The following is a 25,290-nucleotide window of genomic DNA, read 5'->3' as shown; positions in this document are numbered from 1 at the left end:
ATCCGTCGTATCGCAACATAAATAATGAGGGAAAAGAATATGAGTACTGTACAACATGAAGTTGATGAACGTACCAACTTAATCAGTTCAAATAAGTTTGAATTGTTGTTGTTCAGATTAGGTACTGATGCGGCGAATCAACGTTCCGAATTGTTTGGTATCAATGTCTTTAAGGTGCGTGAAATTGTGGCGATGCCTGAGATTACCGCGGTTGCTGGCGCACTCCCTCATAATTTGGGCGTAGTAAATTTACGAGGGCAAATTATTCCGGTGATTGATTTGCCATCGGTAGTGGGACGTACGCCGACCACTGGTTTGAACATCATGCTGGTCACCGAGTTCGCCCGCTCAACCCAAGGTTTTGCGGTTGAGTCAGTGGAGGAAATCGTTCGTTTAGATTGGAGTCAGGTGTTGTCTGCAGAGTCTAGCGCTGCCGGTGGCATGGTTACCAGTATTGCGCGTTTAGATGGCGATGCGGAAGACACGCGTTTGGCACAAGTGCTGGACGTTGAACAAATCTTGCGTCAAATCGCACCTAGTGGCAACAAAGACGTCGATACGGAAACTATCGGTGCTAAATTGAAAATCAAGCCTGGCGCGGTTATTTTGGCAGCAGATGATTCTGCAGTTGCGCGCGCCCTGATTGGACAGGCATTGGATGCGATAGGTGCTCCTTACATCATGTGCAAAACCGGTAAGGAAGCTTGGGAAAAATTGCAAGCCTTAAATGCTACTGCGGTCGCAGATGGTAAAACTTTGCGCGATAAAGTGGCATTGATGTTGACCGACTTGGAAATGCCTGAAATGGATGGTTTTACTTTGACCCGCAATATCAAGCAAGATGAGCGCTTCAAAGCTTTACCGGTGATTATTCATTCTTCTTTATCGGGTACGACGAATGAAGATCATGTACGCAGCGTTGGTGCGGATGCTTATGTCGCGAAATTTGTTGCAGAAGAATTGGCTGCGACGATACGAGAAGTCATTACCCATTAAAGATTAACGGAATTGATCGCAACTTGATCACGATTGATCACGAAAGCGCTGACAAAGTATCGATTGCTATGTCAGCGTTTTTTTATGGCTAAAGCAGATGATTCTAATAAATCAGAGTAAGATGCAGCCCTCATTCAGATACTTAGCGCTAAAAGGAATAATACGATGGAAAAGTTCATGACCTATGAAGAATATTTAGACGAAGTCACAACACTTCTGACGGAAATGTACAACATCAATGACGAGGCGGCGATTAAATATGTGATGCGTGCGCAAGCGGCTGATTATTTTTGTCCGCATGATGATCACGAAGAGATGCGTACACAAGATCGGGCGATGAAAGATGCAAAGATCGTGTACGAAACACGGAATAAATCGCGACCTGAAATTTATCGTAAGTAAGTCTCAGCTTACAAAAAAATGGCTCGATGTTAAACAACTTCGAGCCATTTTTTTAGGTTCAGATAATCGCCTACACTTTTTCCATTTCTTCAGAATCGAGTGCGATCACATGTGTTTGTAATTGACCGCGTTCATCATGCCATTCACGCATGATGCAAGCCTGACCTTCTTCATCGATGGCAATAATTTTGAAGAAATTGCCTATCATTGACTCAATTAAAATACGTTCGTCTTCAGGAAAGCTTTTAATAAATTGCTTGCTCAAAGTGGTCACGCGAATAATGTCTCCGATGTTGACGGGCTGTTGTTTGCAATCGAGGATAGTGGTGTCGCTCATGGTTTTTTACTCTGGTAGATTTTAAGATTGACGTTCAGTTGGTGGTTTTTCTCGGCCGACGAAATACAAGACTAGGGCGATCAAAGCAAATGGAATCAGTGACAAAGCATCGGCATAGTCACTATTCATGAAGGGATTATTTGCCGCAGCCCAATCACCCATTTTCTTGTCAAAGTCAGTCATGATACCTGCGCTAAATGCAATCACAATACCAGCCAAGGCACCACCTGCGATGTAACCTGAAGAAATTAACACGCCTTCGCTCCGATCGCCCGCAGCTTGCTTTTCTTCTTCGCTCAAATGCTTGTTTTTCTCTAGCTTATTATTCCGCCAATCAACCAGCCAACGTATCATGCCGCCGATAAATAAAGGCGCAGAAGAGGCGAGTGGTAAATAGACGCCGACTGCAAATGCTAATGAAGGAATGCCAGACATTTCTAGTGTCAGCGCAATAATGACACCGAATAGTACTAAAGCCCAAGGCAGTTCTCCGTCCAATATACCTTTGATGATGTAAGAGATTAGCACTGCTTTTGGCGCATCATATTTTTTCACTTCCGATCCATCTGGACGCGTATTGTGCGTGCCGTTAATGCCGGGATCCACCAGATACGCCACTTTGCCGTTGGCATCTACCAGATACTTACCCGCTGGTGCTTGAGCATTATCTGTCTTATGCCAAACTTTATAGTTGGCGTGATCTTGTTCCGCTTGTGGACCTTGAAGTTGAGCACTCTCAGTCAATTTGCTGACATCGGTTTGCAAGCCAGGCGCGATTTGTGCAATCGGAACATACACCGTGCTGGCATCGTTCAGTTTCAATAAAATGGGTCCCAATATTAAGGCCGAACAGAATGCGCCAATTAAAATCGCGTATTGCTGGTATTTCGGTGTGGCACCAACTAAATAGCCCGTTTTTAAATCCTGCGATGTGCATCCAGCCACGCTTGATGCAATGCAGACGATCGCGCCAACAGATAATGCCGTGACGTAGTACTGACCACCAACCCAGCCCATCAAGAGAAAAATCAGACAAGTAAACAGCAAGGTGGCGACTGTCATACCAGAAATCGGATTGGATGATTGGCCGATTTGACCCGTCAGCTGTGAAGAGACGGTGGCAAATAAAAATCCAAAGACCAGTATCAATAAAGCGCCCAAAAGATTCATGTGTAATGGGGTTGCGATCGTGATGACCGCAATAATCGAAAGTGCTCCGATAACGACCCATTTCATATGGATACTTTGTTCAGTACGCGGAACATCTGTACTATTTGTGTTATTGGTGCTGTTTGGGCTATCTGTGAGGTCAATTTTCTTTCTGCCAAATCCAGATAAACCCGATGCTAAACTGCGCCAGATCAATGGCATGGCGCGCGCCAAACTGATCAAGCCGCCGGTAGCAACCGCACCAGCACCAATATACAAAACATAGGCGCCACGAATTTCATGGGGACTCATCTCGCTGATTAATTTGGTCGCAGGTGCTAAGGGTGTCAGTAGTCCATCACCGAAAAATTTGATCAAAGGGATTAACAACATATACGACAAAACACCACCCGCGGCCATAATTGCTGCAATCTTTGGTCCGATGATATAGCCAACACCTAAGAGTTCTGGCGAGATTTCAGTGCCAATAGATCCCGCTTTCAATGGTGCAGGAAAAACATATTCGACGGTATCTTTCCAGCCCTTGAGTGCGATATTGCCGACCTTGTAAATTAATCCAATCAGAAAACCACCGAAAATAATTTTGGCGCGTTTGTTGGCATCCGCTTGAGCATTCGGATTACTTGATTCGCCAGCCGCTTCACGCGAACTGTCGTTGGCCGCCGCTTTGAGTACTTCGGCACAGGCGGTACCTTCGGGATACTTCAACTCATGATGCTTCTCAACGATCATCGTGCGACGCATAGGAATCATCAACAGAATGCCGAGCAAGCCGCCCAAAATTGCCACCAGCATGACACGATAAATTTCTAAGTCAAAGCCTAAAATCAGAATCGCAGGCATTGTGACACCAAGCCCGAAGGCTAGGGATTCACCAGCAGAACCGGCGGTTTGCGCGATACTGTTTTCTAAGATCGTCGAATCTTTTGCGCCTAGTTTATGCATCATGCGAAACAACGTGATCGCGATGACTGCAACAGGAATGGACGCGCTCACCGTTAAACCAACTTTGAGAACCAAGTAAAGCGATGATGCACCAAATACCATGCCGAGCACCGTTCCCATGATCAAGGCACGAAGGGTAAATTCCGGTAGCACGGCATTCGCTGGAATATATGGCTTAAAGCTGGTTTGTTTGGATTGTTGCGACATACATATCTTTCGAAAAGCGTCTCTTAAAAAATGCTGCTGGTCTTAGTCAAATTCGCAGGAGAAAGCGAAGTCGATGAGATGGGCTGCATTATCCCGTGTTTTATTCTATAAGTATAATTTTTGCAAATAAACTTGAGCCTGATGTCGCATCTATTCGACAAGCGACATCTATCTATAGCTGAGGTCTATAGCTGCGGTAAAGATTTGATTGAACGTATGGTCTGATTACGCCAAGCAAAAATTGCTAATAGCAAGGCACAAATACAAGAGAAGCCGAGTGTATGACGTAGGCCCCAATATTCTCCAAGCCAGCCACCAATTAATGCACCCGGCCCAGCGGGTAGTAGCGTCAGCCAACGCATCGTGCTGGTGATTCTTCCCAATAAAGGTTCTGGCGTGACGGCCTGTCGTAACGCAAGGAAGTTGATAAAAATAAAAACCCCACCAACGGCGAAAAGAATGAGCATCATGCCAAAAGCGATTACACCGAAACGATTTGCAGGTGCAATAGCCAATAAGCCCCAACCCGCAGAGCAAAGCAGAAATCCAAGTATCATGCATAAGCCAGGGCCAAGCTTTTTACTGACCCGATTGCCATAGATACTCGCTAACACGGTGCCAATTCCCATGCAGACGTAGCTAAGACCTACTGCGTGTTCAGATAACCCCAAGATGCGTGTCGCAAATAAAATTTGTACGACGAGTGCCGCGTTGTAGGCCATCTGCCAGATGCCAACGGTGAGTGCTAGGGCAACTAAGATTTTATTGTGCGCTACAAACTTCAATCCTTCTTTTAAGTCGCGCCAGAAATTGGCATCGTGTGCAACTTCGCGTACTTCATGAATCTTGATTTTGCGTAAGATTGCGGCCGATGTCAGTAGCAAGATGGCATCTGCAAGTAGCGCGAGTGGCGCACCCAGCAACTTGATTAAGGCACCAGCAGTCGCGGGGCCAGCAACTTCTGAGCCAGAAGTTGCCAATGCATTTTTCGCATGGGCTTCAATCAGCCGTTCGCGTGGCACAATTTGCGTCAGCACAATTTGCGCCGCTGTACCCGCTGTGGTGTTGACCGCGCCGATAAAAAAACCGACGACATATAGCCAAGGCATGTTGAGATAGCCAAGCCACCAAGCGACAGGAACACTGGCGACGGCGAGTGAAATGGCGAGTTCGCCAGTAATGTAGACGGGTAATTTTCGTACGCGGTCTAGCCAGACTCCTGAGGGGAGAGATAATAATACATAGGGAAAAATTTCCATGAAGGTCAGTAATCCCATTTGTGTTGGTGTCGCATGTAATAACACAGCCGCAGTTAATGGCAAGGCGAGCAAGGTAATTTGTGCACCAAATGAGCTGATCAAGATAGACGTCCATAATCGGCGATAGACAAAATCACGTAGTAAATCGTTGGCTGGGACGAGTTTATTCAGTCTGAGGAGCCAGCTTTGTAGGTAGTTTGCTTGCGGAGATTGTTGCATGCTAAGACGAAATTTGAAAAGAATGGCTAAGAGTTATTCTTGGTCGCTACCCGTCCTTATGACTTGTTACGACTACGCAGATTACAATAGCAAATGTCAGACAGCATGTCATGCTTTTGCTGTTTGAAGTGAATGCTTGAGTAGCGGAATGATCCAGAAGTTCCCGCGCTCGAAGAAAACAATTGTTAATACCTGAGTTAATACCAGACCATAGAAAGCCTAGAGAGCCATATGTTAGCAGAACCCATAGTGATGATTGACTTTGAAACCACCGGCATGAGTCCTGATCAAGGTGATCGCATCACTGAAGTCGCTGCGTTGCGAATACAGGGTGGTGAAATTGTCGATCGTTATGTCACGCTGATTAATTGTAATGTCAGAATCCCTGCTTTCATTACGCAATTGACTGGCATTACACAAGCAATGGTCAATCAGGCGCCTTCTGTAACTGAGGTAATGCCAGCACTATTGGACTTTATCGGTGGTGATTACTTAGCCGCGCACAATGCCAGTTTTGATGAGAAATTTTTGTTTGCAGAAGCCCAGCGTTTGGGCTTAAGCACGCGCCACCGAGGTACGATTTGTTCCGTGAAATTGGCGCGACGTGTTTTGCCTGGTAAGTCGAGTTATTCTTTGGGCCCCTTGGCTACAGATTTAGGATTGCGCTTTAAAGGCAAGGCGCATAGAGCCGAGGCTGATGCGGAAGTAGCGGCGAACTTATTATTGCATATTGCGTCTCACCTCCAGCATCAGCATCAAGTGCCGATTGTCTACCCAGCTTTGTTTGGTCAAATTAATAAACTGGCTGCAGCAAAAGTTCCTGCATTCTTGCATGAGCATGTGCAAGGTGCGCATGCAAAGCTTTCGACTAAAGTAAAGCGGTCTGCAGGAGTAAACACCGTACGCTATCGGCATTACAAAGGTGGTATCTATGAATTGGTTTGTGAGGCAACTCAAGAAGCGGATTTGCAGCCAGCAATTGTGTATCGCGCACCCGATGGTAGTTTGTGGATCAGGCCGAAGTCGGTATTTTTTGAAATGATTGCTGTTGCCGGAAAAGTGGTGCAACGGTTTACTGAAATTGAATAAAAAGTGTCATTTTTCGTTGTTGCTCCATGCCATTGACTTCACTTAACCGTGAGAAAAATAAGAGAAAATACAATTTATGGATAGCATTGATTTAGAAGTTTTAAAAACTTGTGAACAGTGGTTACAGGCTGGTCAGCGTTGTGAATTAGTGACGGTGGTGAAGACATGGGGATCAAGCCCTAGGCCAGAGGGCGCGATGCTGGCGATTGCCGAAAATGGGCAGGTAGTTGGATCTGTTTCGGGCGGATGTATTGAAGATGACCTGATCGCTCGGGTGCAAAGAGAAGGGTGCGTGCGGCAATTGCCTGAGATTGTGACCTACGGTATTACCGCAGATGAGGCGCACCGATTCGGTTTGCCATGTGGTGGCACTATACAATTGGCGATTGAGCCATTATTTGTAGATCGTGCAGATGGTACAGATAGTCAGATAAGTACGCTATTGGCACGTTTGTCGCGACATGAACTAGTGGCGCGTGAATTGAATTTGCAAGATGGCTCAGTGGTATTGCGTCAGGCGGAAACGAATGAAGTGCTCACGATCAGTGAAACGCATTTAAGGACTATTCACGGGCCGCGTTGGCGCTTGTTGATCATTGGTGCCGGACAATTATCAAGATTCTTGGCAAGTATTGCGCTTGGTATGGATTATCAAGTGACGGTCTGCGATCCTCGTGAGGAATATCGTGAGGGCTGGCAAGTTGATGGCGTGCAATTAGTTCACGAGATGCCAGATGATACGGTGATCGCGATGCAACTGGATTCTCGCAGTGCCGTAGTGGCATTGACCCATGACCCTAAATTAGACGACATGGCCTTAATGGAAGCCTTAAGGTCTCCAGCGTTTTATGTGGGGGCAATTGGCTCCCGAGCCAATAATGCTAAGCGCAAGCAACGCCTGTTGGAGCTCGATTTGAGTGCAGCGCAGATCGAACAACTACATGGGCCTATTGGTTTGTACATTGGTAGTAAAACCCCAGCAGAAATTGCGATTTCAATTTTGGCAGAAATGACAGCGATTAAAAATAAAGTGCCAGTCATCAAAGAAAATCAAATTGCGTTTGCGAAACAACAGGCTAGCAGCGAGAATCTTGGTGGTTGCAGCGTTTGAAAATCAAGATTTCCATGGAAAATGCCTTCACAAAGGCGATTCTTAAGCTAGTTTTGACGTAAAATTCAGACTTACGAAAAAAACTAAGAAAGCACAAATTATCATGAGCATTAAGTCAGATAAATGGATACGCCGCATGGCAGAACAGCATGGCATGATTGAGCCGTTTGCTCCTGATCAGGTGCGCCATGAAAATGGCCAGAAAATTGTTAGCTACGGTACGTCATCTTATGGCTACGATATTCGTTGCGCAGATGAATTTAAGATATTTACAAATATTAATAGCACGATCGTCGATCCTAAGAATTTTGATGAAAAATCTTTTGTCGATTTCAAAGGTGATGTCTGTATTATTCCGCCCAATTCTTTTGCTTTGGCACGCACCATAGAGTACTTCCGTATTCCACGCAGTGTATTAACGATTTGCCTCGGCAAATCAACTTATGCACGTTGCGGCATTATCGTGAATGTCACACCGTTTGAACCTGAGTGGGAAGGTTATGTGACCTTAGAATTTTCTAATACAACACCATTGCCAGCAAAGATTTATGCGGGTGAAGGATGTGCACAGGTTTTGTTCTTTGAAAGCGATGAAATTTGCGAAACCTCTTATAAGGACCGCGGAGGTAAATATCAAGGGCAGGTGGGTGTGACGCTACCAAAGACGTGATAGCGAGATAGCGGCTACTAAATCATATCTGATCCCTGTGCAATCCAGGTTTTGAATAAAAAAGCAGCGTCAGCGCATGTGCCTGATGCTGCTTTTTAACATCTGCATTAAATAAATCCTAGATTTCGATTGCTAAAATTAACGATATTCGGGAAGACGTCATTAATTTGGCTAGGGCTGAGTCCAAACCAAGTCCCCAAAGTCGCACCATATTGATCTACTGAAAATTGTGGCAATAGACTGCCGGAACCCACATCTAGTGTATGTTTTAAACCCGTGACAGGGAATGTGCCGTAGATGTTCTTTCCTTTTACTGCACCGCCGACGATAAAGTGGTGCGATCCCCAGCCGTGATCTGTACCATCGCCGTTGCTGGTAAATGTGCGCCCGAAATCGGACGCCGTAAACAAGCTAACTTGCTGACGCAAGTCAGTCCCCATCACATTTGCCATCGTTGTATCAAAGTAGGCGATCGCATGAGACACTCGAGCCAATAAATCTGCTTGTTGTGTGCGTTGCGAATCGTGCGTATCGAACCCACCCAAACTAACAAAAAATACCTGGCGTTTAGCACCTAATGCATTGCGCCCAGCAATAATTCTGGCAACTGTTTGTAGTTGAACCGCTAGGGCATTGTTAGCTAGCGCTCCGGTATTTGGATTCGTGTACTGGCTAGGATTAGGAATTCCCGTAGGGCCAGCCGCAGCCATCGCTGGCGCTAACATGCTTTGCGCGGCGATCGCCCGACTAGTCGTTGCTGCGTGCTCTTTTTGAAAATAATTATTAGTGTCGCCACTAATGATATTGCGCAAGGTGCTGCCTGCCATGGTGGAGCCATACAAACTACCAGTTAAACCTGAGATGGCGACTGCGCCTGACGAACCGACTTGATATTGTTTAATAGTTCTGCCAGATAAAAACACGGCATTTCCAGATGCTGAAATCGCTGTGAAAATAGGATTACTATTATTTGCCGCAAGCAGATCCCCCATGCGACCACCCCATCCATAAGCAGCACCTTCAGGCGCATATGCTTGCCACAGAGATTGTTGATCATTGTGCGAGAATAGTTTGGGCGGTAAGGGAACACTGGCGGCTTTATATTGCGTCAGTGTAGTTGGGGTTAGGAGCGGACCGACATTCGCAATAATGGCAGCACGACCAGCATTAAAGAGATTTCTTAATTCTGGCATGGCCGGGTGCAAAGCAAAGCTACGTCCACTTTGCGTCGTATTTGGTGTGATTGGTAACACGCCACCGGTCGCGCCCACTGCCGGTAAGGCGATAGAACCCGCTTCATTGGTCGTGCGGACGCTTTGGTATTGGTTCCATGACTCGCTGTCGGTAGCTAAGACGGTATTTGCGTGATCGTTTGCGCCATATAAAAATAAACAAACTAAGGCTTTGTAGTCGCTGACATTACTTTGTGCCGCGGCAGATGCAACTGTGGCTAGATTGATCGCAAATGGGGTAGCAACACCAAATGCTCCAGCGGAGCCAAGCAGGGACGAGATGCGCATAAATTCTCGTCTGGATACGTTAAAATTTGACATAGCGCTATCCTTATTTTTGTACCAGATATTCTGGGGATGCCATCGTCAGATAGATGCTCATATAGACACGATTGAGTTTGGCTGTATCGATTGCTGTTTGCGTTGTCGTGGGAATTGCGATTGAATTGACTGCTGCAATAATCTGCCCACGCAAGGTACTGCTCATTTGATTTGCCATCAGTAATAAATTGACTTTATCGAGCAGTTGATCTGGCGTTGTGGCTAATGCAGCCAAACTTGCGTAATCACCTTTGACATCGCGACTACTACCAGTGCCATTGGCAATTGTATCGCGCATAAAATTCAGATAGCCAACCACGGAAGTTTCGGCAGTAATCTGCATTTCTGGTGAGACTAATTGTGCGCTTGCAATACTTGAATTGGGTGGCACATAGCCAGGTCGATAGAAATTAAATACCGATGGTGAACGCATTGGGGTTTGCCCTAAGCCAGATAAGGGATCATCGAGACTGGTTATGCGATAAAAACCCGATGTAGATTTCGCTCCAAAGGCACGTAACCAATTCGCGAGTCTTAAAATTGGCTCACGTAATTTTCCGACGCCAGCATTTCCTAAAGAGGGATCATTTCGCGCTTCGACGTCAAGTAATATGGCTTTAATGACTGCTTTCATGTCACCACGCACTCCTTGTCCATTATTGTTAAACGCGGCTGATACTCTCGCAATATACTGAGGGCTAGGATTGCTGGTGACTAATCGCTGGATAAGCTGTTTGCCGATAAACGGAGCGACATTTGGGTGGTTAAATAATGCATCTAAAGCAATCTTGAGGCTTGCTTCAGGATTCGCTGGTGCTTGATTTGGAATCGTTATTCCAATAAAGGATTTAGGGCTAGTCGAATGGAAGCTTGGATAGCTTTGCATAGGCTGCCAATCACGGTTGACATCCGCAGATCCACCATAAAAACGATTGCTTGTTTTGTCTGGGCCCGCCCAACTCCAGCCAGTAAACACCTTAGCAAGCCCGCTGATGTCTGCATTATTATAGGTTTCTACGGGTCTGCCATTTTCAATCACATAGCTGCCATCTTGGTTAAGTTTGTACAGTCCGGTTGTAAATAGCTGCATTACTTCACGTGCATAATTTTCATCAGGTATGCGGGTACCTGATTCTTTCTGATTGCGTAAAGATGTCAGGTAAATTCCCATCATCGGATGTAGGCTTACAGCCTCAAGTAATTCACGAAAATTCGTAAATGCGTGGGTATTTAAGGTATCGTAATAACTTGCAACGCCGCGTGGGTAGTTCGCCACGGTGCTGTCTTGAAAGGATACAACCATAATTTGTGATAGCGCAAAACTAACCCGTTGTCGTAATTGATCGTCACCTTTTACTACTTGCTGCCAAAACGATTCAAAGAAGTGGTTTTGATTCAAATCGCTCAGACCTCGTGGCAAAGTGGCCGCTACTGAATCCATATAATGTCGGTGCAAAGTTTGTGGTGCGATAAATTGAGTATTAATCCAATTTCTAAATCCCAAGTTGCTTAAGTTTGTAATAGCCGCATTGTTTGCACCAAATGTACTTTGATGTAGAAATCTTGCTGCTTGTGCTGCTGATGGTTGAACAACATCAGTATTAGATACTCCAATTAAAGCGTCAATAAGGCCATTCGCGACGCTGATATCATTGGGAGTAATTGTCGCAGCGATCGACATACCTTTGGTAATGGAGTCGCTTGGACTGATATAGCTAATGCCCTTGGTTATGGCGAAATCTTTACTGACAATTGTTTTATTTTCTATCAGTTGTGCAACCCATCCAAAATTTGCATCACCTTTGTAAGTGTGAGCTGCATCGAGCATGGTGTGTATCAAGGTTCCTCGGGTCGCTTCTCCATTATCTAATCGCTGAGTCCAATAGTCCAAGCCACTTTGATCTGGATTTGGTCTTCCTAGGACGTTTTTATAAATGATTTTAACGAATTCATTATTCGTTAACGAAGCGGAGTATCCAGTTTGAGCTGAGTAAAAAATTGCGGCAGAGTAGAATGATTCACCAATTTCATTCAGAGACATTCCAGCCTTGAATCTATCAATCCAATAACTCAGGCCTTCTGCATCGGGGACACGATTAAAATAGGCAATGTAGAGTTCTATTAACGCGCTTAGTTCTACTTCTGTAATGGTTTTTGCCTTGACTGGAATCGTCAGGTTGATTGAAATATCACTAAAATTGAGTAGTTGAATGCTGGTGGCTAGTCGAATATCCCCATCGTTTCCGACATTATCGATTACTTTAATTTCGCTAGTGCCGATGGTGACCGTGTAGTTTGATCGCGGACCGTTAAAGCTGGCAATGCTAGTACCGACGATAGGCGGTGCTTGATACTTTATGGGGGTTGGATTCAGTGATTTTTGTTCACTAGTCGGATCGCTGCATGCGGTCAATAAAATGACGCAAAGTGCAGTAAAGAAATGATTGCGACTTAGTTTTTGTAGAGTAATCATATTGCATTCCTTGCAAATTTCAGCATGAATAATGATATTTCCAAGTAGTCGCCCTTAAGGTGACGCTATCTGCGATGAAGTCTGGCCGATCTATATTGGTTCTGATAGTTTTTACTCGATTTCAGCGAGTGTTTGATGTACGAAAGACGACAAGATGATTTTTGATTGTGTAGGCATCTCTACAAACTCAAATCCATAACGAAACTCTTTTGAGTTCTCCGTTTCGACGATTGATCTAATGACAATGGGTAAACTTAAATACGCATCTTCACCAGCGGTAGTTACCTTAAACTTAATAACTCCGGTATCATTTTTTTTGCCGACCTGGTTTTTAATCAACCCGGAAGTGCCTCCCATGCTGATGTCGCTCAGCACAGCTGCTGCGGTTTGTTCAGGATCACCTATCGTGATTGATGCGATGATTTTGACTATCGCTCGTGAGCTTTTGCGAATCGCTGTGCAGCGAACGATTTTTGGATATGACAAGTGCAGATAGGCATGTGGTGTGTAGACTGATTTCAATGCTGACGCGGTGAATGCATATGCCTTCTTACCTGGAAATGCGCGTACGATGAATGTTTGCCCGTCTCGAATGAGCGCTCCGCGACCATCAATTTTTGGTGATGTCACTAGAATCGATTGATTTTTTACATAACCGATCAGCTTTACAGTGTAGCGAAGTGATGGATTATCGTGAACTTGTAGAAAAAAAGTTTCTCCAACATGCCAACGTACGCTATCTAAATCAAGCATTACTGACTCTTTGTTTAAGTCAGTATTGTTAGTGTTTTGGTCCGCAACAGCGGGCGATAAGACGGGATCAAGTTGTGTATTCGTTTTTGCTGTTGGCTGTGAAAAAGAATTTGCCTGGCTTGCTTTTGGAAGTGGTTTTGAATTTTCGGGAGGTATATCTGGCGATGATTGCTCTACATAACCATCTTCAATAATCTGATTAAATTCGTCCAAGCTGGTAATGACTGCTCCAGCGTCGTGCATAGTATTTCCCCAAGCATCTAAAATTGCCTTTGGTAATGCATGCCCAAGTTTAATTTGTTCCTTATCAACTGGAGTTAATGTCCCTAGGTGGTTCATTGTTTCACTTTGCGGAGAGTCTTGAGTAGAGGTAATTGTATCTCGGATATAGGGTTGCTAAAAAGAAAAATGCTTAAAAAAAAGCCGCACTTTGGACTGAGTGCGGCTTTTTTCTGATAATCGGTATGTGGCTGTATACATTTACCCACGAACTGTATCGTTACTCTACATTTTCTGCACCCTGAGGAACGCAATCTACGAAGTAGCCACGTTTGCCGTCAACTTCAGCTTTAACTAATCCATGGCAATCCGTCTCGAAGCCAGGGAATTGTTCATTGAATGCACGTACGAATTTTAGATAATCAACAATTGTCTTGTTGAAGCGTTCGCCTGGAATAAGCAAAGGAATGCCCGGTGGATAGGGCGTTAACAAAATTGCTGTAACTCGACCTTCCAATTCATCAATCGACACGCGTTCAATTTCACGATGGGCCATTTTCGCAAAGGCGTCAGAAGGTTTCATTGCTGGTTGCATATCGGATAAATACATTTCTGTCGTCAAACGTGCAACATCATGCGCTTTGTAAACTTCGTGAATGCTTTGGCAAAGGTCACGTAACCCCGCGCCTTCATAGCGTGGGTTTGCTGTAGCAAATTCCGGCAAGATGCGCCACATCGGTTGGTTCTTGTCATAGTCATCTTTGAACTGCTGCAACGCAGTCAATAAAGTATTCCAGCGGCCTTTAGTAATGCCGATGGTAAACATGATGAAGAACGAGTACAGGCCGCATTTTTCAATGATAACGCCGTGCTCAGCCAAATACTTCGTGACGATAGAAGCTGGAATACCAGTTTCGCCAAATTTACCTTCGAGTGATAAACCTGGGGTAACGATAGTGGCCTTGATCGGATCGAGCATGTTGAAGCCCGGTGCGAGCTTGCCGAAACCATGCCAGTCATCTTCAGCATGGATCATCCAGTCTTCTTGCGTACCTACACCGTTTTCGGAAAGGTCTTCTGGTCCCCAAACCTGGAACCACCAGTCTTGTCCCCATTCCTGATCAACTTTGCGCATCGCACGACGGAAGTCTAGCGCCTCCAAAATAGATTCTTCTACCAGCGCTGTGCCGCCCGGTGCTTCCATCATCGCTGCGGCGATATCGCAAGAAGCGATAATCGAATATTGTGGCGAAGTTGACGTATGCATCAGATAGGCTTCGTTGAAGCTATCCTTGTCCAATTTGACGGTCTCAGATTCACGCACCAAGATTTGTGAAGCTTGTGAAATACCTGCCAGCAATTTGTGTGTAGATTGCGTCGAGAAAATCATCGATTTCTTCGCACGTGGGCGTTCTTTGCCAATCGCGTGCATGTCTTGATAGAAGCTGTGGAAGGTCGCGTGTGGCAACCAAGCTTCATCAAAATGCAGTGTATCGATCTCGCCATCGAGCATGTCTTTTAAAGTTTCAACGTTGTACAAGACGCCATCATAAGTTGATTGTGTAATCGTCAAAATACGTGGTTTCTTATTTTTTGCTTTGCTCGCAAACGGATTTGCTTCAATTTTCTTGCGTATGCTTTCCATGGAAAATTCTTCCAATGGAATTGGTCCAATAATACCGAGGTGATTGCGAGTCGGCATCAAGAAGACAGGAATAGCGCCGCACATGATGATGGAGTGCAAAATCGATTTGTGGCAGTTGCGATCCACCACCACGATATCGCCAGGTGCTACGGTCGAATGCCAGACCATCTTGTTCGAAGTCGACGTGCCGTTGGTGACGAAATAGCAGTGATCCGCATTGAAAATACGTGCAGCATTACGCTCAGATGCCGCGACTGGACCTGTATGGTCAAGCAATTGACCGAGTTCCTCCACCGCATTGCAAACGTCGGCGCGCAACATGTTCTCACCAAAGAATTGATGGAACATTTGACCGATAGGTGATTTTAAAAACGCCACACCACCTGAGTGACCTGGGCAATGCCAAGAATAAGAGCCATCGTTTGCATAATGAACTAATGCGCGGAAGAATGGTGGTGCCAAGCCATCTAAGTAAGATTTTGCTTCACGAATAATATGGCGAGCCACGAACTCCGGCGTATCTTCAAACATGTGAATGAAGCCATGCAATTCGCGCAAAATATCATTTGGAATATGGCGTGAAGTACGCGTTTCACCATACAGATAAATTGGGATGTCGGCGTTCTTGTAACGGATTTCTTCAACGAAAGCGCGCAAAGGTTTCAGAGCAAAATCGCTTTCTTCATCGGTGCCTTCACCGAACTCTTCATCATCGATGGATAGAATAAAAGCAGAAGCGCGCGATTGCTGTTGGGCGAACTGAGATAAGTCGCCATAACTGGTCACACCCAGAACTTCCATACCTTCTTTTTCCATCGCATCGGCAAGTGCACGAATACCAAGGCCAGAAGTGTTTTCAGAACGGAAGTCTTCGTCAATGATGACGATGGGGAAGCGGAATTTCATTTAGGTCTCCAAAAAGCCTGTTACGGGAGACGCCTGGGCCAGTGTGTTAAACCGCTTGCGCGCCGAAAAAATAAAGATGCGAATTTTCGCAGAAATGCTGTTGCAGATGTCAAAAATATTGTCACATTTTGCGCAGATCGGCTGTAAATCCGACAAATTTCATCCTGCTGTCATAATATCTGCAAGATGTATTTCAAAATTATCATTAAAAATAAAGATTGATGTGGTCTTTGCTCGAAAAACATTAGTTATGAATGTTTCCGTGAAAAGTTGTTATGCAGACTATCCGCAGAGTAAATCAGTAAGCCTAGCCAAATTCCCAAAAAAACCAATAATCGTTCATGGCTAAATTGTTCGTTGTAGAGCCACACGCCAATGAATAATTGTATGGTCGGTGATATATATTGCATCAATCCTAGAGTCGCTAAGGGAATGCGGCGCGCTGCTGCGGCAAACATTAAAAGAGGAATTGCCGTTATTGGGCCTGCTGCGATAAGTAGGCTTTGCGTGTAACTTGTCTCTTGCAAAAACGCGCTTTGCCCTTGCCACATCAGATAGCTAAGGTAAGCAAGTGCAAACGGAAATAAGATCATGGTCTCCAGCGATAAGCCTTCCAAGGCTCCGAGTGCTGCGGTTTTTCTGAGTAGGCCATACATGCCAAAAGTAGATGCCAACACTAAGGCGATCCAAGGTGGGTGACCCGTTTGTATACTCAACCAGGCAACGCCAATTCCAGCGCAGGCGATCGCAAACCATTGCACCGCGCGCATACGTTCTTTGAGTAAAAGAAAGCCGAGAAAAACACTGACCAAAGGTGTCATGAAATAACCCAAACTGGCATCGACAATTCGGTCATTATTGATTGCCCAAATGTAGAGAAACCAATTTGCGGAAAGCAGCAAGGCGCTAGCTGTAAAACCCGCCAATAATTTGGGCTGGCGCAGAAGCTCATGTAGCCAAGCCCATTGCCGACGTGCGCTCAAAACGAAGAGTAGAAAAACTAAAGCCCAAATCATGCGATGCAATAGAATTTCTATCGATGGAATACTTTGTAGTGTTTTAAAGTAAATGGGAAATAAACCCCAAGCCGAATAGCAGGCTGCGGCGTAAAGTATGCCTTTGCGCATCATGAGAAAGCTTTTGAAATTGAAAGAAGCCAAGATTATCGCAGTTAAGCGAATTCGCTGCTGCCGATGTTTTGCTATGCGTTCAGCTATTGAGTTCAGTGGAATGATACCCAACTGAGAGTCATCGCGTGGTATTGACCACTCTATTGATGAACAAGGATTGCCATGTGGTTGTTAGCTTTTATTATTCTTGCACTGATTGTTGGTTTCTTTGTGTTACCAAGAATACGTTTGCATTATGTTTTGACCAAAGCTTTTCCTTCTGCGTATTCGAAAATATTGCGACAGAATGTGCGTGGCTATAGCCGCATGCCAACGCATCTTCAGATGCAATTGAAACGGAAGATTCGTCAGTTCTTGCATGAAAAGACTTTCGTTGGATGTGCCGGTTTGGAGATAACGGATGAAATTCGATTGACGATCGCAGCAAAGGCATGCCTGCTGTTGTTGAATCGGGAAATCGCGGTTTATCCTAAACTTACACATATCCTAGTCTATCCCAGCGCCTTCATTGCACCAAGGCAGCAGCTTGCTGCTGGTGGAATTGTCACGCATACCAATCAGACTCTTAGTGGCGAGTCTTGGAGCGATGGTCGTGTCATTTTGGCGTGGGATCAGATCATCACGAATACATTTCAGGATGATTTTGAGCATGATGTGGTGATTCATGAATTTGCCCATCAACTTGATAGTGAAGATGGTAGTGCAAATGGCGCACCTGTATTGCAAACGACAGCGGCGTATCGTAGTTGGTCGCAAGTGATGGAGCAAGAATTTACACGATTGCAAAACGCCTTAGCAAATAATGAAATGACCTTGATTGATCCTTATGGTGCGACCAATCCAGCAGAATTTTTTGCAGTAAGCAGTGAAACTTTTTTTCAAAAAAGTCACCAGCTAGCGCAGTATCACCCAGCTTTGTTTGCGCTCTTGAAAGCCTATTATTGTGTGGATCCACGCGAATGGGGTTAATCATTGTTTCTTCGCTTAAACCTAGCTTGTGAAATTTTACTATTCTCCAGATAATGAGATTTTTTGCAGATGTGGAATCGAAAGTGCTTTGTAAATCCCAAAATAATTTTAAGCTCGTCTTTGGCGAAGCTTGGATCGCTTCTGTCGTGTTATCGGTTTTTGTCATCGTATTTACTTGTGCTGTTAAGGCAGCGCATGCGCAATCTTTGCCATGCCCAAAATCACTGAGTTGGAAAGATGCGACACGGCTACAAAGAAGCTCTGTTCAGGGGACGGTCACCACTAGGACGGAATGGAAGAAATACAGTAATGCAACTACCGCGGAGCGACAAGTCGATGGTGTGAAAATGCAATTGATTGACTTAGGTAAGGGCACTTATTTAACGTTTGGAAATCCACGTCCAAGTCCGAAAGATTTTGACCAATTTCTGAACAGTGTTGCTTCGCCGATGTGGGAGTCTGATACCGCAAGTTTGCCGCGATTTGCAACGCCATGCGTATTAAAGAGCAACGAAAGCGTGCCGTTTAATGAAAAGGATTTTATCTATTGGAAGAACGCGGTGGCGCAATCTGATATGAAGATCTTTGGTTCGCTGAAACGTCAGGGCTTTACCGTCGTCTATGCAATGGAAATTCAGCGTGGAGCAAGCAGTGATCAACTCAGTAGTTTATTTGGTACTTGGGAATACCAAGCAAAGTTGGATGCATTTCCCGATACTCATGCTGTGCATGGTTGGCATCTTTTTCGGGACGCCGAGTTCATTGAAACGATATCCTCGACAAGCAAATTAACGCTAGGTGAGCTGCTGTCGCGGTTCACAAAATAAAAAGCTGAGCGGCTTTACAATAGAGTCGCAAAGCCGGATAACTTAAACGATGGATTTTGCCAGAGCCTTGAGTTTGTACAAGGCATCAAGTGCCTCACGTGGCGTCATCGCATCTGGGTCGATTTCGTCAACAGCAAACAATAAAGCGGAATCTAGTGTCGAATTGACGAGGCTTGCTTCAGCTGAAGAGTGTTCCTCAATGGCTGCACCAGAGCTGCTTGAAAATAAATCAAACTGCGGCGTACTCTGTAAAGATTGTGCTTCCAAATCCGCTAGATGCTTACGTGCTGCGCGGATTACTGGTTGCGGAATTCCTGCCAACTGCGCAACCTGTAGACCATAACTTTGGGATGCAGGGCCAGCTTGTACCGCATGTAAAAACACGATATTTTCTTTGTGCTCGATTGCTGATAAATGCACGTTTTCTGCACTAGGATGTATATCTGGTAACTGCGTCAATTCAAAATAATGGGTCGCAAATAAAGTAAAGCTTTTTGATGTCATGATCAGATGCCGTGCGATCGCCCATGCCAATGCCAGACCATCAAAGGTCGACGTACCACGGCCGACTTCATCCATCAAAACCAAAGAATTTTCTGTCGCGCCATGCAAAATCGCCGCCGATTCTGTCATCTCCACCATGAAGGTAGAACGTCCACCGGCAAGATCATCGGCCGCACCGATACGTGTGAAAATACGATCAATGGGTCCAATAGTCACTTGGGTTGCGGGCACATAACTACCGATATAAGCGAGTAAAGTGATCAGCGCAGTTTGGCGCATAAAGGTCGATTTACCGCCCATGTTCGGACCGGTGATCAATAACAGTTTGCGTTCAGCAGATAGCTGGCAATCATTCGCAATAAAGCGTTCGATCTGATTTTCAACCACAGGGTGGCGACCTTGTACGATATCTAAAGTCGGTTCGCTGACTAACTGCGGTGCGCACCAGTTATTTTTCATCGCGTGATCGGCCAGACTGACCAAAGCATCCAATTGCGCGATTGCATGTGCAATGGTTTGCAAGGTTTGAATATGCGGCAACAAATCTTGTAGCAGTTTTTCGTACAACACTTTTTCACGAACTAGCGCACGTTCTTGCGCAGACAATGCCTTGTCTTCAAAGGCTTTCAGTTCAGGTGTGATGTAACGCTCGGCATTTTTTAAGGTCTGACGACGGCGATAATTATCGGGCACTTTATCTGCTTGACCATTCGTGACTTCAATGTAAAAACCGTGCACTTTATTGTATTCAACCCGCAAATTCGCAATGCCAGTACGCGCGCGCTCCGAGGTCTCTAGATCAATCAAAAATTGACCTGCGTTTTCTGAGAGCGAGCGCAGTTCATCGAGTTCAGCATCAAAGCCTGTCGCTATCACGCCACCATCGCGTACCATCGTTGCGGGCTGTGGCATCAGCGAACGTTCTAGTAACTCTAGACATTCACTTGGTGTTGCTAGATTGCTCAAAGATTGCGCCAGTAACTGAGGTTCATTATTCTTCAAACACATCGACACATAAGTTCGAACGGTGCCAAGATGCTGAACGCCATCACGTAAAGCTGCAAGATCGCGTGGACGTGCAGAAAGCAGGGCGATGCGTGTGGTGATGCGTTCTATGTCAGGTATTGACGTTAAGGTGTTCGATAGGCCCGTTGTCGCATCTGCTTGCAATAAGGCATCGATAGCCTGATGCCGGCTGCGCGCGATTTGCTGGTCACGTCGTGCATGATGTAACCAATGACGCAATAAGCGTGAACCCATCGCAGTGCGACAGTGGTCAAGCAAAGAAAATAAAGTCGGTGATTCTTGACCGCGTAAAGTTTCGGTTAATTCCAGGTTGCGACGTGTGGCAGTATCGAGTCCGATAAACTCGTTTTCAGACTCCACACTAAGTGAATTGACGTGTTTTAAACCGCGCCCTTGAGTCGATTCGGCATAACGCAAAAGTGCGCCAGCAGCACCCAAAGCTGCGCCAAAATTCTCAACGCCAAAACCCGTCAATGTGGAAGTCGCGAGTTGATCTTGTAAAGACTTTTGACCTTGCTTCAAGTCGAAATGCCAGTCAGGTACTTCAGAAAATTTTCCCGGCAATTCATGACGAAATTCTTCCAGCATTAAACCACCAGCAGAGACTAAAACTTCGGCAGGTGAAATGCGTTCTAATTCTTGTTGCAAGCGCGCTTGTAGCGATTTTTCATCAGTACTAAATTCCATCAATTTCAAAGCACCGCTAGCTAGAGACAACCATGCCAAGCCGATGTTGACAGTCTTGCGTTGGCTTATCAGACACATCGCCAATAAAGGACGTTCTGCTTTTTCAGGTAGTAAATCAGTATCGGTTAAAGTGCCTGGTGTGATGACGCGCATGACTTTGCGTTCTACCGGACCTTTACTTGTGGCAGGATCTCCAACTTGTTCACAGATCGCCGCTGATTCACCTATTTTTACCAATTTGGCCAGGTAAGGTTCTATAGAATGAAAAGGAATGCCCGCCATCTTGATCGGCGCTCCATTCGATGTCCCGCGTTGCGTTAAGGTGATGCCTAATATGCGAGAAACTTTTTCTGCATCTTCAAAAAACAATTCATAAAAATCGCCCATGCGATAGAACACTAGGGTATCGGGATAATCCGCTTTGATACCTAGATATTGCTTCATCATTGGGGTGTGGGTTTCGGTGGTAGCCATATTTTATTGATGTTTTGTAAGTTGAATGCGAGAAAAATCGAATTCTTTTTGAAATTTCTTGAGGTGCGAAATCATAGCGCAAATACGCTCGAAGTCAGTGTAATTGACATGGTTTTTTTAAGCTTTGGCTTTATTAATGAAAAACGGGCAATGCTCACACATTTGCCCGTTTTGTCTTACTAATTACTGCAACACAGCTACCAATTAAGCGCCGCCGCGACCGCCTGAACGACGTGGTGTACTTTGCTTAAATGCGGGTTTTGCGCCAGCAGGTTTAGGGCCTGCATTGCGTGCGACATTGCTACCAGCTGCCTTCGGCGCGCCTTGTGGGCGGCTTGGCGTTTTGCCGCGATTGCCCCCGCCATTGACACCACTGCGGCCATGACCCTGCGCAGGATTTGGGAAACTGCGCAATTGTATTGGTTGTGCTTTTGCGTGTGGGTCGGGAATGAAACCGTCAATAATTTCCTGTGGAATTTGGCGTTTGATAAATTTCTCAATATCGGCCAAGAGTTTGAATTCATCGACGCAGACTAATGACACGGCCTCACCAGTAGCACCTGCGCGACCTGTACGGCCGATACGGTGTACATAATCTTCCGCGACGTTTGGCAAGTCGTAATTGACGACGTGTGGCAATTGATCGATGTCGATACCACGGGCGGCGATATCGGTTGCAACTAAGACCGTTAAGCTACCATCTTTAAATTCTGCCAAAGCTTTGGTGCGCGCGGATTGACTCTTATTGCCGTGAATCGCCATCGCATTAATTTCGTCGCGAATTAATTGTTCCACCAATTTATTCGCGCCATGTTTGGTGCGAGTAAAAACCAAAACTTGCGTCCACTTATGTGTCTTGATTAAGTGCGCCAGCATCGCTTGTTTTTTATCGCGATCAACCGGATGGACTTTTTGTGCAATCACTTCGACGGTGGAATTGCGGCGAGCAACTTCTATCATTGCGGGATTATTCAATAATTTATCCGCAAGCGTTTTGATGTCATCAGAGAATGTGGCAGAGAACAATAAATTCTGACGCTTCGCAGGAAGTATCGCTAATACTTTTTTGATGTCATGGATGAAGCCCATGTCGAGCATGCGATCTGCTTCGTCCAATACCAAGATTTCGATATGGCGTAAATCTATCGTGCCTTGCTGATGATGATCGAGTAAGCGACCTGGTGTTGCTACCAAAACGTCGACACCTGTTTTGAGTAATTTGACTTGTGGATTGATACCGACGCCGCCGAAGATAACGCCAGAATTGAGTGGTGTATGTTTGCCATAAGTGGCGACGCTTTCTTCAACTTGTGCCGCCAGTTCACGGGTTGGTGTCAAGACTAAAACACGGATATTGCGGCGATCGGTTTTATTTTTTGGAGCAGGTGAGCTGCGCAACAATCGTTCTAAAATTGGCAGAGTAAAGCCAGCAGTTTTGCCTGTGCCGGTCTGCGCGCCAGCAAGTAAATCACCGCCTTTGATGACCGCAGGAATTGCCTGCGCTTGTATCGGTGTAGGAATGGTGTAGCCGTGTTCGCTAACAGCGCGAACGATGGACTCGGAAAGACCGAGATCTGAAAATGTGGTCATGCTAATTTCTATATGAAACAAACTTCCCGCAGGGAGCGGGAAAGGTTTGGGTGCTGCTTGTAATAATTTTTATGCTGCGCTGTGATGTCGCTGCGATGCTTATTTTTGCATTTACACATCGTTTTCTGTTTGAAAACGATGTGTTGAAAGTCGTTTTATTTTGCGAAGGCTTGTAAGGCATTGACCATTTGGCCGAATACTTTTGGTGTGCCTGCTAATACGTCACCTTTGTACAGATAATCTGATTCGCCAGAGAATGTGCCAACGATACCGCCAGCTTCAGTCACGACTAAAGAACCTGCAGCGATATCCCATGGTGCTAAACCTTTTTCAAAGAAACCATCTAAACGACCCATGGCGACGTAAGCCAAATCCAAAGCGGCAGCACCTGGACGGCGCAAGCCTTGGCATTTTTGCGTCATGATTTTGTACATTTCCATGTATTCATCAAGACCAGCCATGTCGCGACCAGAGAAGCCAGTGCCGATTAAGGCATCAGCGATCTTGTCGCATTTGGTCACGCGGATACGTTTGTCATTTAAAAATGCGCCGCCGCCTTTGGATGCAGTGAACATTTCATTGCGGCTAGGGTCATAGATAACAGCTTGTGTGATGACGCCTTTTTGTTGCAGGGCAATGGAAACGCAATACTGTGGAAAGCCATGGATAAAATTCGTCGTACCATCGAGCGGGTCAATGATCCAGACATTTTCATTGTCGTCATGCAGATTTTTGGATGCGCCGGATTCTTCAGCAAGAATCGCGTGATCTGGATAAGCGGAAGTCAGCACCTCAATAATCGCAGCTTCGGCAGCGCGATCAACTTCAGTTACGAAATCGTTGTATTGCTTTTCGCTGACTTGGACGCGGTCCACATCAAAAGAAGCACGATTAATAATAGTCGCGGCACGACGAGCGGCTTTAATTGCCGTATTGAGCATTGGGTGCATAGAGTTTCCGTTAAAATGGCGGCAGCTCAGCCTTGAGTCTGGACTAGACCAAGGTCGTAAAGTTGTCGCACAAAGATGAATTAAAGAGCGGGGCGCTGTGAATTACGATTGAGTCATTGTAGAATTGATCACATAAGCAAATCGCATCAGCAACATAAACAACAAAAATTAACGCGCAATCGCGCTATTTTAAATGAACTTAGCTATTTCTGATACATCTGTTTTTAGTCGCCTGCGAATTATCTTGGTCGATACTAGTCATCCCGGCAATATTGGTGCAGTAGCCCGCGCTATGAAAACCATGGGATTTTCTGATTTGCGTCTGGTTAATCCACGCTTTGACGATGCTCTCACCAATCCTGATGCGATCGCTTTTGCGAGTGGGGCGCAAGATATTTTAGCGTCAGCAAAAGTGGTCGATAAGATAGAAGACGCTTTAGTGGATTGTCACTTTGTCGCTGCTGTAAGTGCACGTTTGCGTGAATTTTCGCCTCCAGTTATTGTTCCTCGCGATTTTGCCGATAAATTAGTTGGCACGACTCAGCAAAATGTCGCTTTAGTATTTGGTAGCGAACGCTACGGCTTACCGAATGAAATCGTGATGAATTGCAATGTCTTGATTAATGTGCCTGCTAATCCTGATTATTCTTCTTTGAATCTTGCACAAGCGGTTCAAATATTGGTTTATGAATGTCGAATGCGCGCAATGGAGACAATGTTGCCTCAAGGACAAAACCAGGTAATCGGCTTTCAAGGCGAAATGGCATCTTCTGAGCAGATTGACGGAATGTATCAGCACTTAGAGAAAGCGCTGATTGCGATTGAATTCTTGAATCCGGATAATCCGAAAAAGTTAATGCCAAGATTGAAACGCCTATTTTCTCGAGCTCAACTAGAAACTGAAGAAGTGAATATAATGCGCGGAATTGCAAAGAGAATCTTGGATTGGAAGAAAAATCCAGACTAGCTTTTTAGGCAGTAAAGAAATTGCTTGAAAGAATAGTTGATTTGATTAAGTAATTGATTTTTGCAGTATTTTTGTTTGAAATTTGACTATTTTTAAACAAAAAACGATGCAATTTACTTTGAATCTCAATGTAAAAGAAGTAACATCGAAGATAGTTAAACTCAATCGTGCTCTCGTAAAGCGTTTAACTTGGCTATATATATATAAAGGAC

At 45.2% G+C, this 25,290-nt stretch carries 19 protein-coding genes; 8 read left to right on the top strand and 11 right to left on the bottom strand.

The genetic code is table 11. The features are described from left to right. The first annotated feature begins 39 nt into the window (after positions 1–39). The gene (locus tag H8K33_RS04155) at positions 40–996 is read left to right on the top strand and encodes a chemotaxis protein (protein ID WP_186889680.1); all 957 of its coding nucleotides are present in this window, start codon (positions 40–42) and stop codon (positions 994–996) included. Positions 997–1,161: 165 nt separating this feature from the next. Beyond that, on the top strand, positions 1,162–1,398 hold the full coding sequence (locus H8K33_RS04150) for a hypothetical protein (protein WP_390319783.1): 237 nt from the start codon (positions 1,162–1,164) through the stop codon (positions 1,396–1,398). Between the two features lie 70 nt (positions 1,399–1,468). Here the strand turns inward: H8K33_RS04150 and H8K33_RS04145 are convergent, their stop codons facing one another. The 3 genes from H8K33_RS04145 to H8K33_RS04135 form a co-directional block, all read right to left on the bottom strand. Then, positions 1,469–1,735 (bottom strand): hypothetical protein, encoded by a 267-nt coding sequence (locus tag H8K33_RS04145; RefSeq protein ID WP_186889679.1) that lies wholly within the window; start codon positions 1,733–1,735, stop codon positions 1,469–1,471. A gap of 21 nt (positions 1,736–1,756) precedes the next feature. Then, positions 1,757–4,057 carry an OPT family oligopeptide transporter gene (locus H8K33_RS04140; RefSeq protein ID WP_186889678.1) on the bottom strand — a complete coding sequence of 767 codons (2,301 nt, stop codon included), beginning with the start codon at positions 4,055–4,057 and terminating at the stop codon, positions 1,757–1,759. 185 nt (positions 4,058–4,242) lie between these two features. Then, positions 4,243–5,535 carry an MFS transporter gene (locus H8K33_RS04135; protein WP_186889677.1) on the bottom strand — a complete coding sequence of 431 codons (1,293 nt, stop codon included), beginning with the start codon at positions 5,533–5,535 and terminating at the stop codon, positions 4,243–4,245. A 231-nt stretch (positions 5,536–5,766) separates the two neighbouring features. On the opposite strand from H8K33_RS04135, the gene H8K33_RS04130 reads away from it, so the two are divergent. From H8K33_RS04130 to dcd, 3 genes are all read left to right on the top strand, one after another. Continuing rightward, positions 5,767–6,624 carry a DUF1653 domain-containing protein gene (locus H8K33_RS04130; protein WP_186889676.1) on the top strand — a complete coding sequence of 286 codons (858 nt, stop codon included), beginning with the start codon at positions 5,767–5,769 and terminating at the stop codon, positions 6,622–6,624. A 76-nt stretch (positions 6,625–6,700) separates the two neighbouring features. Beyond that, positions 6,701–7,735 (top strand): XdhC family protein, encoded by a 1,035-nt coding sequence (locus H8K33_RS04125; protein ID WP_186889675.1) that lies wholly within the window; start codon positions 6,701–6,703, stop codon positions 7,733–7,735. 103 nt (positions 7,736–7,838) lie between these two features. Further along, on the top strand, positions 7,839–8,405 hold the full coding sequence (gene dcd, locus H8K33_RS04120) for a dCTP deaminase (protein ID WP_186889674.1): 567 nt from the start codon (positions 7,839–7,841) through the stop codon (positions 8,403–8,405). 107 nt (positions 8,406–8,512) lie between these two features. On the opposite strand, the gene H8K33_RS04115 is transcribed toward dcd, so the two are convergent. The 5 genes from H8K33_RS04115 to rarD all read right to left on the bottom strand — a co-directional run bounded on the left by H8K33_RS04115 (position 8,513) and on the right by rarD (position 17,081). Continuing rightward, on the bottom strand, positions 8,513–9,958 hold the full coding sequence (locus H8K33_RS04115; protein ID WP_186889673.1) for a DUF1501 domain-containing protein: 1,446 nt from the start codon (positions 9,956–9,958) through the stop codon (positions 8,513–8,515). 10 nt (positions 9,959–9,968) lie between these two features. Further along, complete coding sequence (locus H8K33_RS04110; RefSeq protein WP_186889672.1) at positions 9,969–12,431, bottom strand: DUF1800 family protein; 2,463 nt, start codon at positions 12,429–12,431, stop codon at positions 9,969–9,971. 111 nt (positions 12,432–12,542) lie between these two features. After that, a complete protein-coding gene (locus H8K33_RS04105) occupies positions 12,543–13,427 on the bottom strand; it encodes a flagellar brake protein (protein ID WP_222613259.1) in 885 nt (294 codons plus the stop codon). A 256-nt stretch (positions 13,428–13,683) separates the two neighbouring features. Continuing rightward, the gene (locus H8K33_RS04100; protein ID WP_186889670.1) at positions 13,684–15,954 is read right to left on the bottom strand and encodes an arginine/lysine/ornithine decarboxylase; all 2,271 of its coding nucleotides are present in this window, start codon (positions 15,952–15,954) and stop codon (positions 13,684–13,686) included. Between the two features lie 248 nt (positions 15,955–16,202). Further along, complete coding sequence (rarD, locus tag H8K33_RS04095) at positions 16,203–17,081, bottom strand: EamA family transporter RarD (RefSeq protein ID WP_186889785.1); 879 nt, start codon at positions 17,079–17,081, stop codon at positions 16,203–16,205. A 165-nt stretch (positions 17,082–17,246) separates the two neighbouring features. Here rarD and H8K33_RS04090 point away from each other — a divergent pair, with 165 nt between their 5' ends. Together H8K33_RS04090 and H8K33_RS04085 are read left to right on the top strand one after the other, a co-directional pair. Continuing rightward, a complete protein-coding gene (locus H8K33_RS04090; RefSeq protein WP_186889669.1) occupies positions 17,247–18,053 on the top strand; it encodes a M90 family metallopeptidase in 807 nt (268 codons plus the stop codon). Positions 18,054–18,136: 83 nt separating this feature from the next. Next, positions 18,137–18,880: a hypothetical protein gene (locus H8K33_RS04085; protein WP_222613258.1), complete on the top strand. Its 744-nt coding sequence runs from the start codon at positions 18,137–18,139 to the stop codon at positions 18,878–18,880. Positions 18,881–18,922: 42 nt separating this feature from the next. Here H8K33_RS04085 and mutS read toward each other — a convergent pair whose 3' ends face one another. The 3 genes from mutS to H8K33_RS04070 all read right to left on the bottom strand — a co-directional run bounded on the left by mutS (position 18,923) and on the right by H8K33_RS04070 (position 24,111). Next, positions 18,923–21,571, bottom strand: a complete 2,649-nt coding sequence (mutS, locus tag H8K33_RS04080) for a DNA mismatch repair protein MutS (RefSeq protein WP_186889667.1) — start codon at positions 21,569–21,571, stop codon at positions 18,923–18,925. A 204-nt stretch (positions 21,572–21,775) separates the two neighbouring features. Beyond that, positions 21,776–23,161 carry a DEAD/DEAH box helicase gene (locus H8K33_RS04075; protein ID WP_186889666.1) on the bottom strand — a complete coding sequence of 462 codons (1,386 nt, stop codon included), beginning with the start codon at positions 23,159–23,161 and terminating at the stop codon, positions 21,776–21,778. Between the two features lie 155 nt (positions 23,162–23,316). Then, complete coding sequence (locus tag H8K33_RS04070; RefSeq protein WP_230408581.1) at positions 23,317–24,111, bottom strand: inositol monophosphatase family protein; 795 nt, start codon at positions 24,109–24,111, stop codon at positions 23,317–23,319. Positions 24,112–24,304: 193 nt separating this feature from the next. On the opposite strand from H8K33_RS04070, the gene H8K33_RS04065 reads away from it, so the two are divergent. Beyond that, entirely contained in the window at positions 24,305–25,078 is a 774-nt protein-coding gene (locus H8K33_RS04065) for an RNA methyltransferase (RefSeq protein WP_186889665.1), read from the top strand. Positions 25,079–25,290: the final 212 nt, after the last annotated feature.

It is taken from the genome of Affinundibacterium amnicola, from assembly GCF_014284275.1.
GTDB lineage: Bacteria > Pseudomonadota > Gammaproteobacteria > Burkholderiales > Burkholderiaceae_D > Undibacterium > Undibacterium amnicola.
The sequence above is the reverse complement of the archived record's forward strand: the minus strand, read 5'-3'. Positions and strand labels throughout refer to the sequence as shown.

What these genes read in the sequence shown, in the direction of transcription:
- H8K33_RS04155 (WP_186889680.1), top strand. Translation starts at nt 40, where the DNA reads ATGAGTACTGTACAACATGAAGTTGATGAACGTACCAACTTAATCAGT.
- H8K33_RS04150 (WP_390319783.1), top strand. Translation starts at nt 1,162, where the DNA reads ATGGAAAAGTTCATGACCTATGAAGAATATTTAGACGAAGTCACAACA.
- H8K33_RS04145 (WP_186889679.1), bottom strand. Translation starts at nt 1,735, where the DNA reads ATGAGCGACACCACTATCCTCGATTGCAAACAACAGCCCGTCAACATC.
- H8K33_RS04140 (WP_186889678.1), bottom strand. Translation starts at nt 4,057, where the DNA reads ATGTCGCAACAATCCAAACAAACCAGCTTTAAGCCATATATTCCAGCG.
- H8K33_RS04135 (WP_186889677.1), bottom strand. Translation starts at nt 5,535, where the DNA reads ATGCAACAATCTCCGCAAGCAAACTACCTACAAAGCTGGCTCCTCAGA.
- H8K33_RS04130 (WP_186889676.1), top strand. Translation starts at nt 5,767, where the DNA reads ATGTTAGCAGAACCCATAGTGATGATTGACTTTGAAACCACCGGCATG.
- H8K33_RS04125 (WP_186889675.1), top strand. Translation starts at nt 6,701, where the DNA reads ATGGATAGCATTGATTTAGAAGTTTTAAAAACTTGTGAACAGTGGTTA.
- dcd (WP_186889674.1), top strand. Translation starts at nt 7,839, where the DNA reads ATGAGCATTAAGTCAGATAAATGGATACGCCGCATGGCAGAACAGCAT.
- H8K33_RS04115 (WP_186889673.1), bottom strand. Translation starts at nt 9,958, where the DNA reads ATGTCAAATTTTAACGTATCCAGACGAGAATTTATGCGCATCTCGTCC.
- H8K33_RS04110 (WP_186889672.1), bottom strand. Translation starts at nt 12,431, where the DNA reads ATGATTACTCTACAAAAACTAAGTCGCAATCATTTCTTTACTGCACTT.
- H8K33_RS04105 (WP_222613259.1), bottom strand. Translation starts at nt 13,427, where the DNA reads ATGCACGACGCTGGAGCAGTCATTACCAGCTTGGACGAATTTAATCAG.
- H8K33_RS04100 (WP_186889670.1), bottom strand. Translation starts at nt 15,954, where the DNA reads ATGAAATTCCGCTTCCCCATCGTCATCATTGACGAAGACTTCCGTTCT.
- rarD (WP_186889785.1), bottom strand. Translation starts at nt 17,081, where the DNA reads ATGCGCAAAGGCATACTTTACGCCGCAGCCTGCTATTCGGCTTGGGGT.
- H8K33_RS04090 (WP_186889669.1), top strand. Translation starts at nt 17,247, where the DNA reads ATGTGGTTGTTAGCTTTTATTATTCTTGCACTGATTGTTGGTTTCTTT.
- mutS (WP_186889667.1), bottom strand. Translation starts at nt 21,571, where the DNA reads ATGGCTACCACCGAAACCCACACCCCAATGATGAAGCAATATCTAGGT.
- H8K33_RS04075 (WP_186889666.1), bottom strand. Translation starts at nt 23,161, where the DNA reads ATGACCACATTTTCAGATCTCGGTCTTTCCGAGTCCATCGTTCGCGCT.
- H8K33_RS04070 (WP_230408581.1), bottom strand. Translation starts at nt 24,111, where the DNA reads ATGCACCCAATGCTCAATACGGCAATTAAAGCCGCTCGTCGTGCCGCG.
- H8K33_RS04065 (WP_186889665.1), top strand. Translation starts at nt 24,305, where the DNA reads ATGAACTTAGCTATTTCTGATACATCTGTTTTTAGTCGCCTGCGAATT.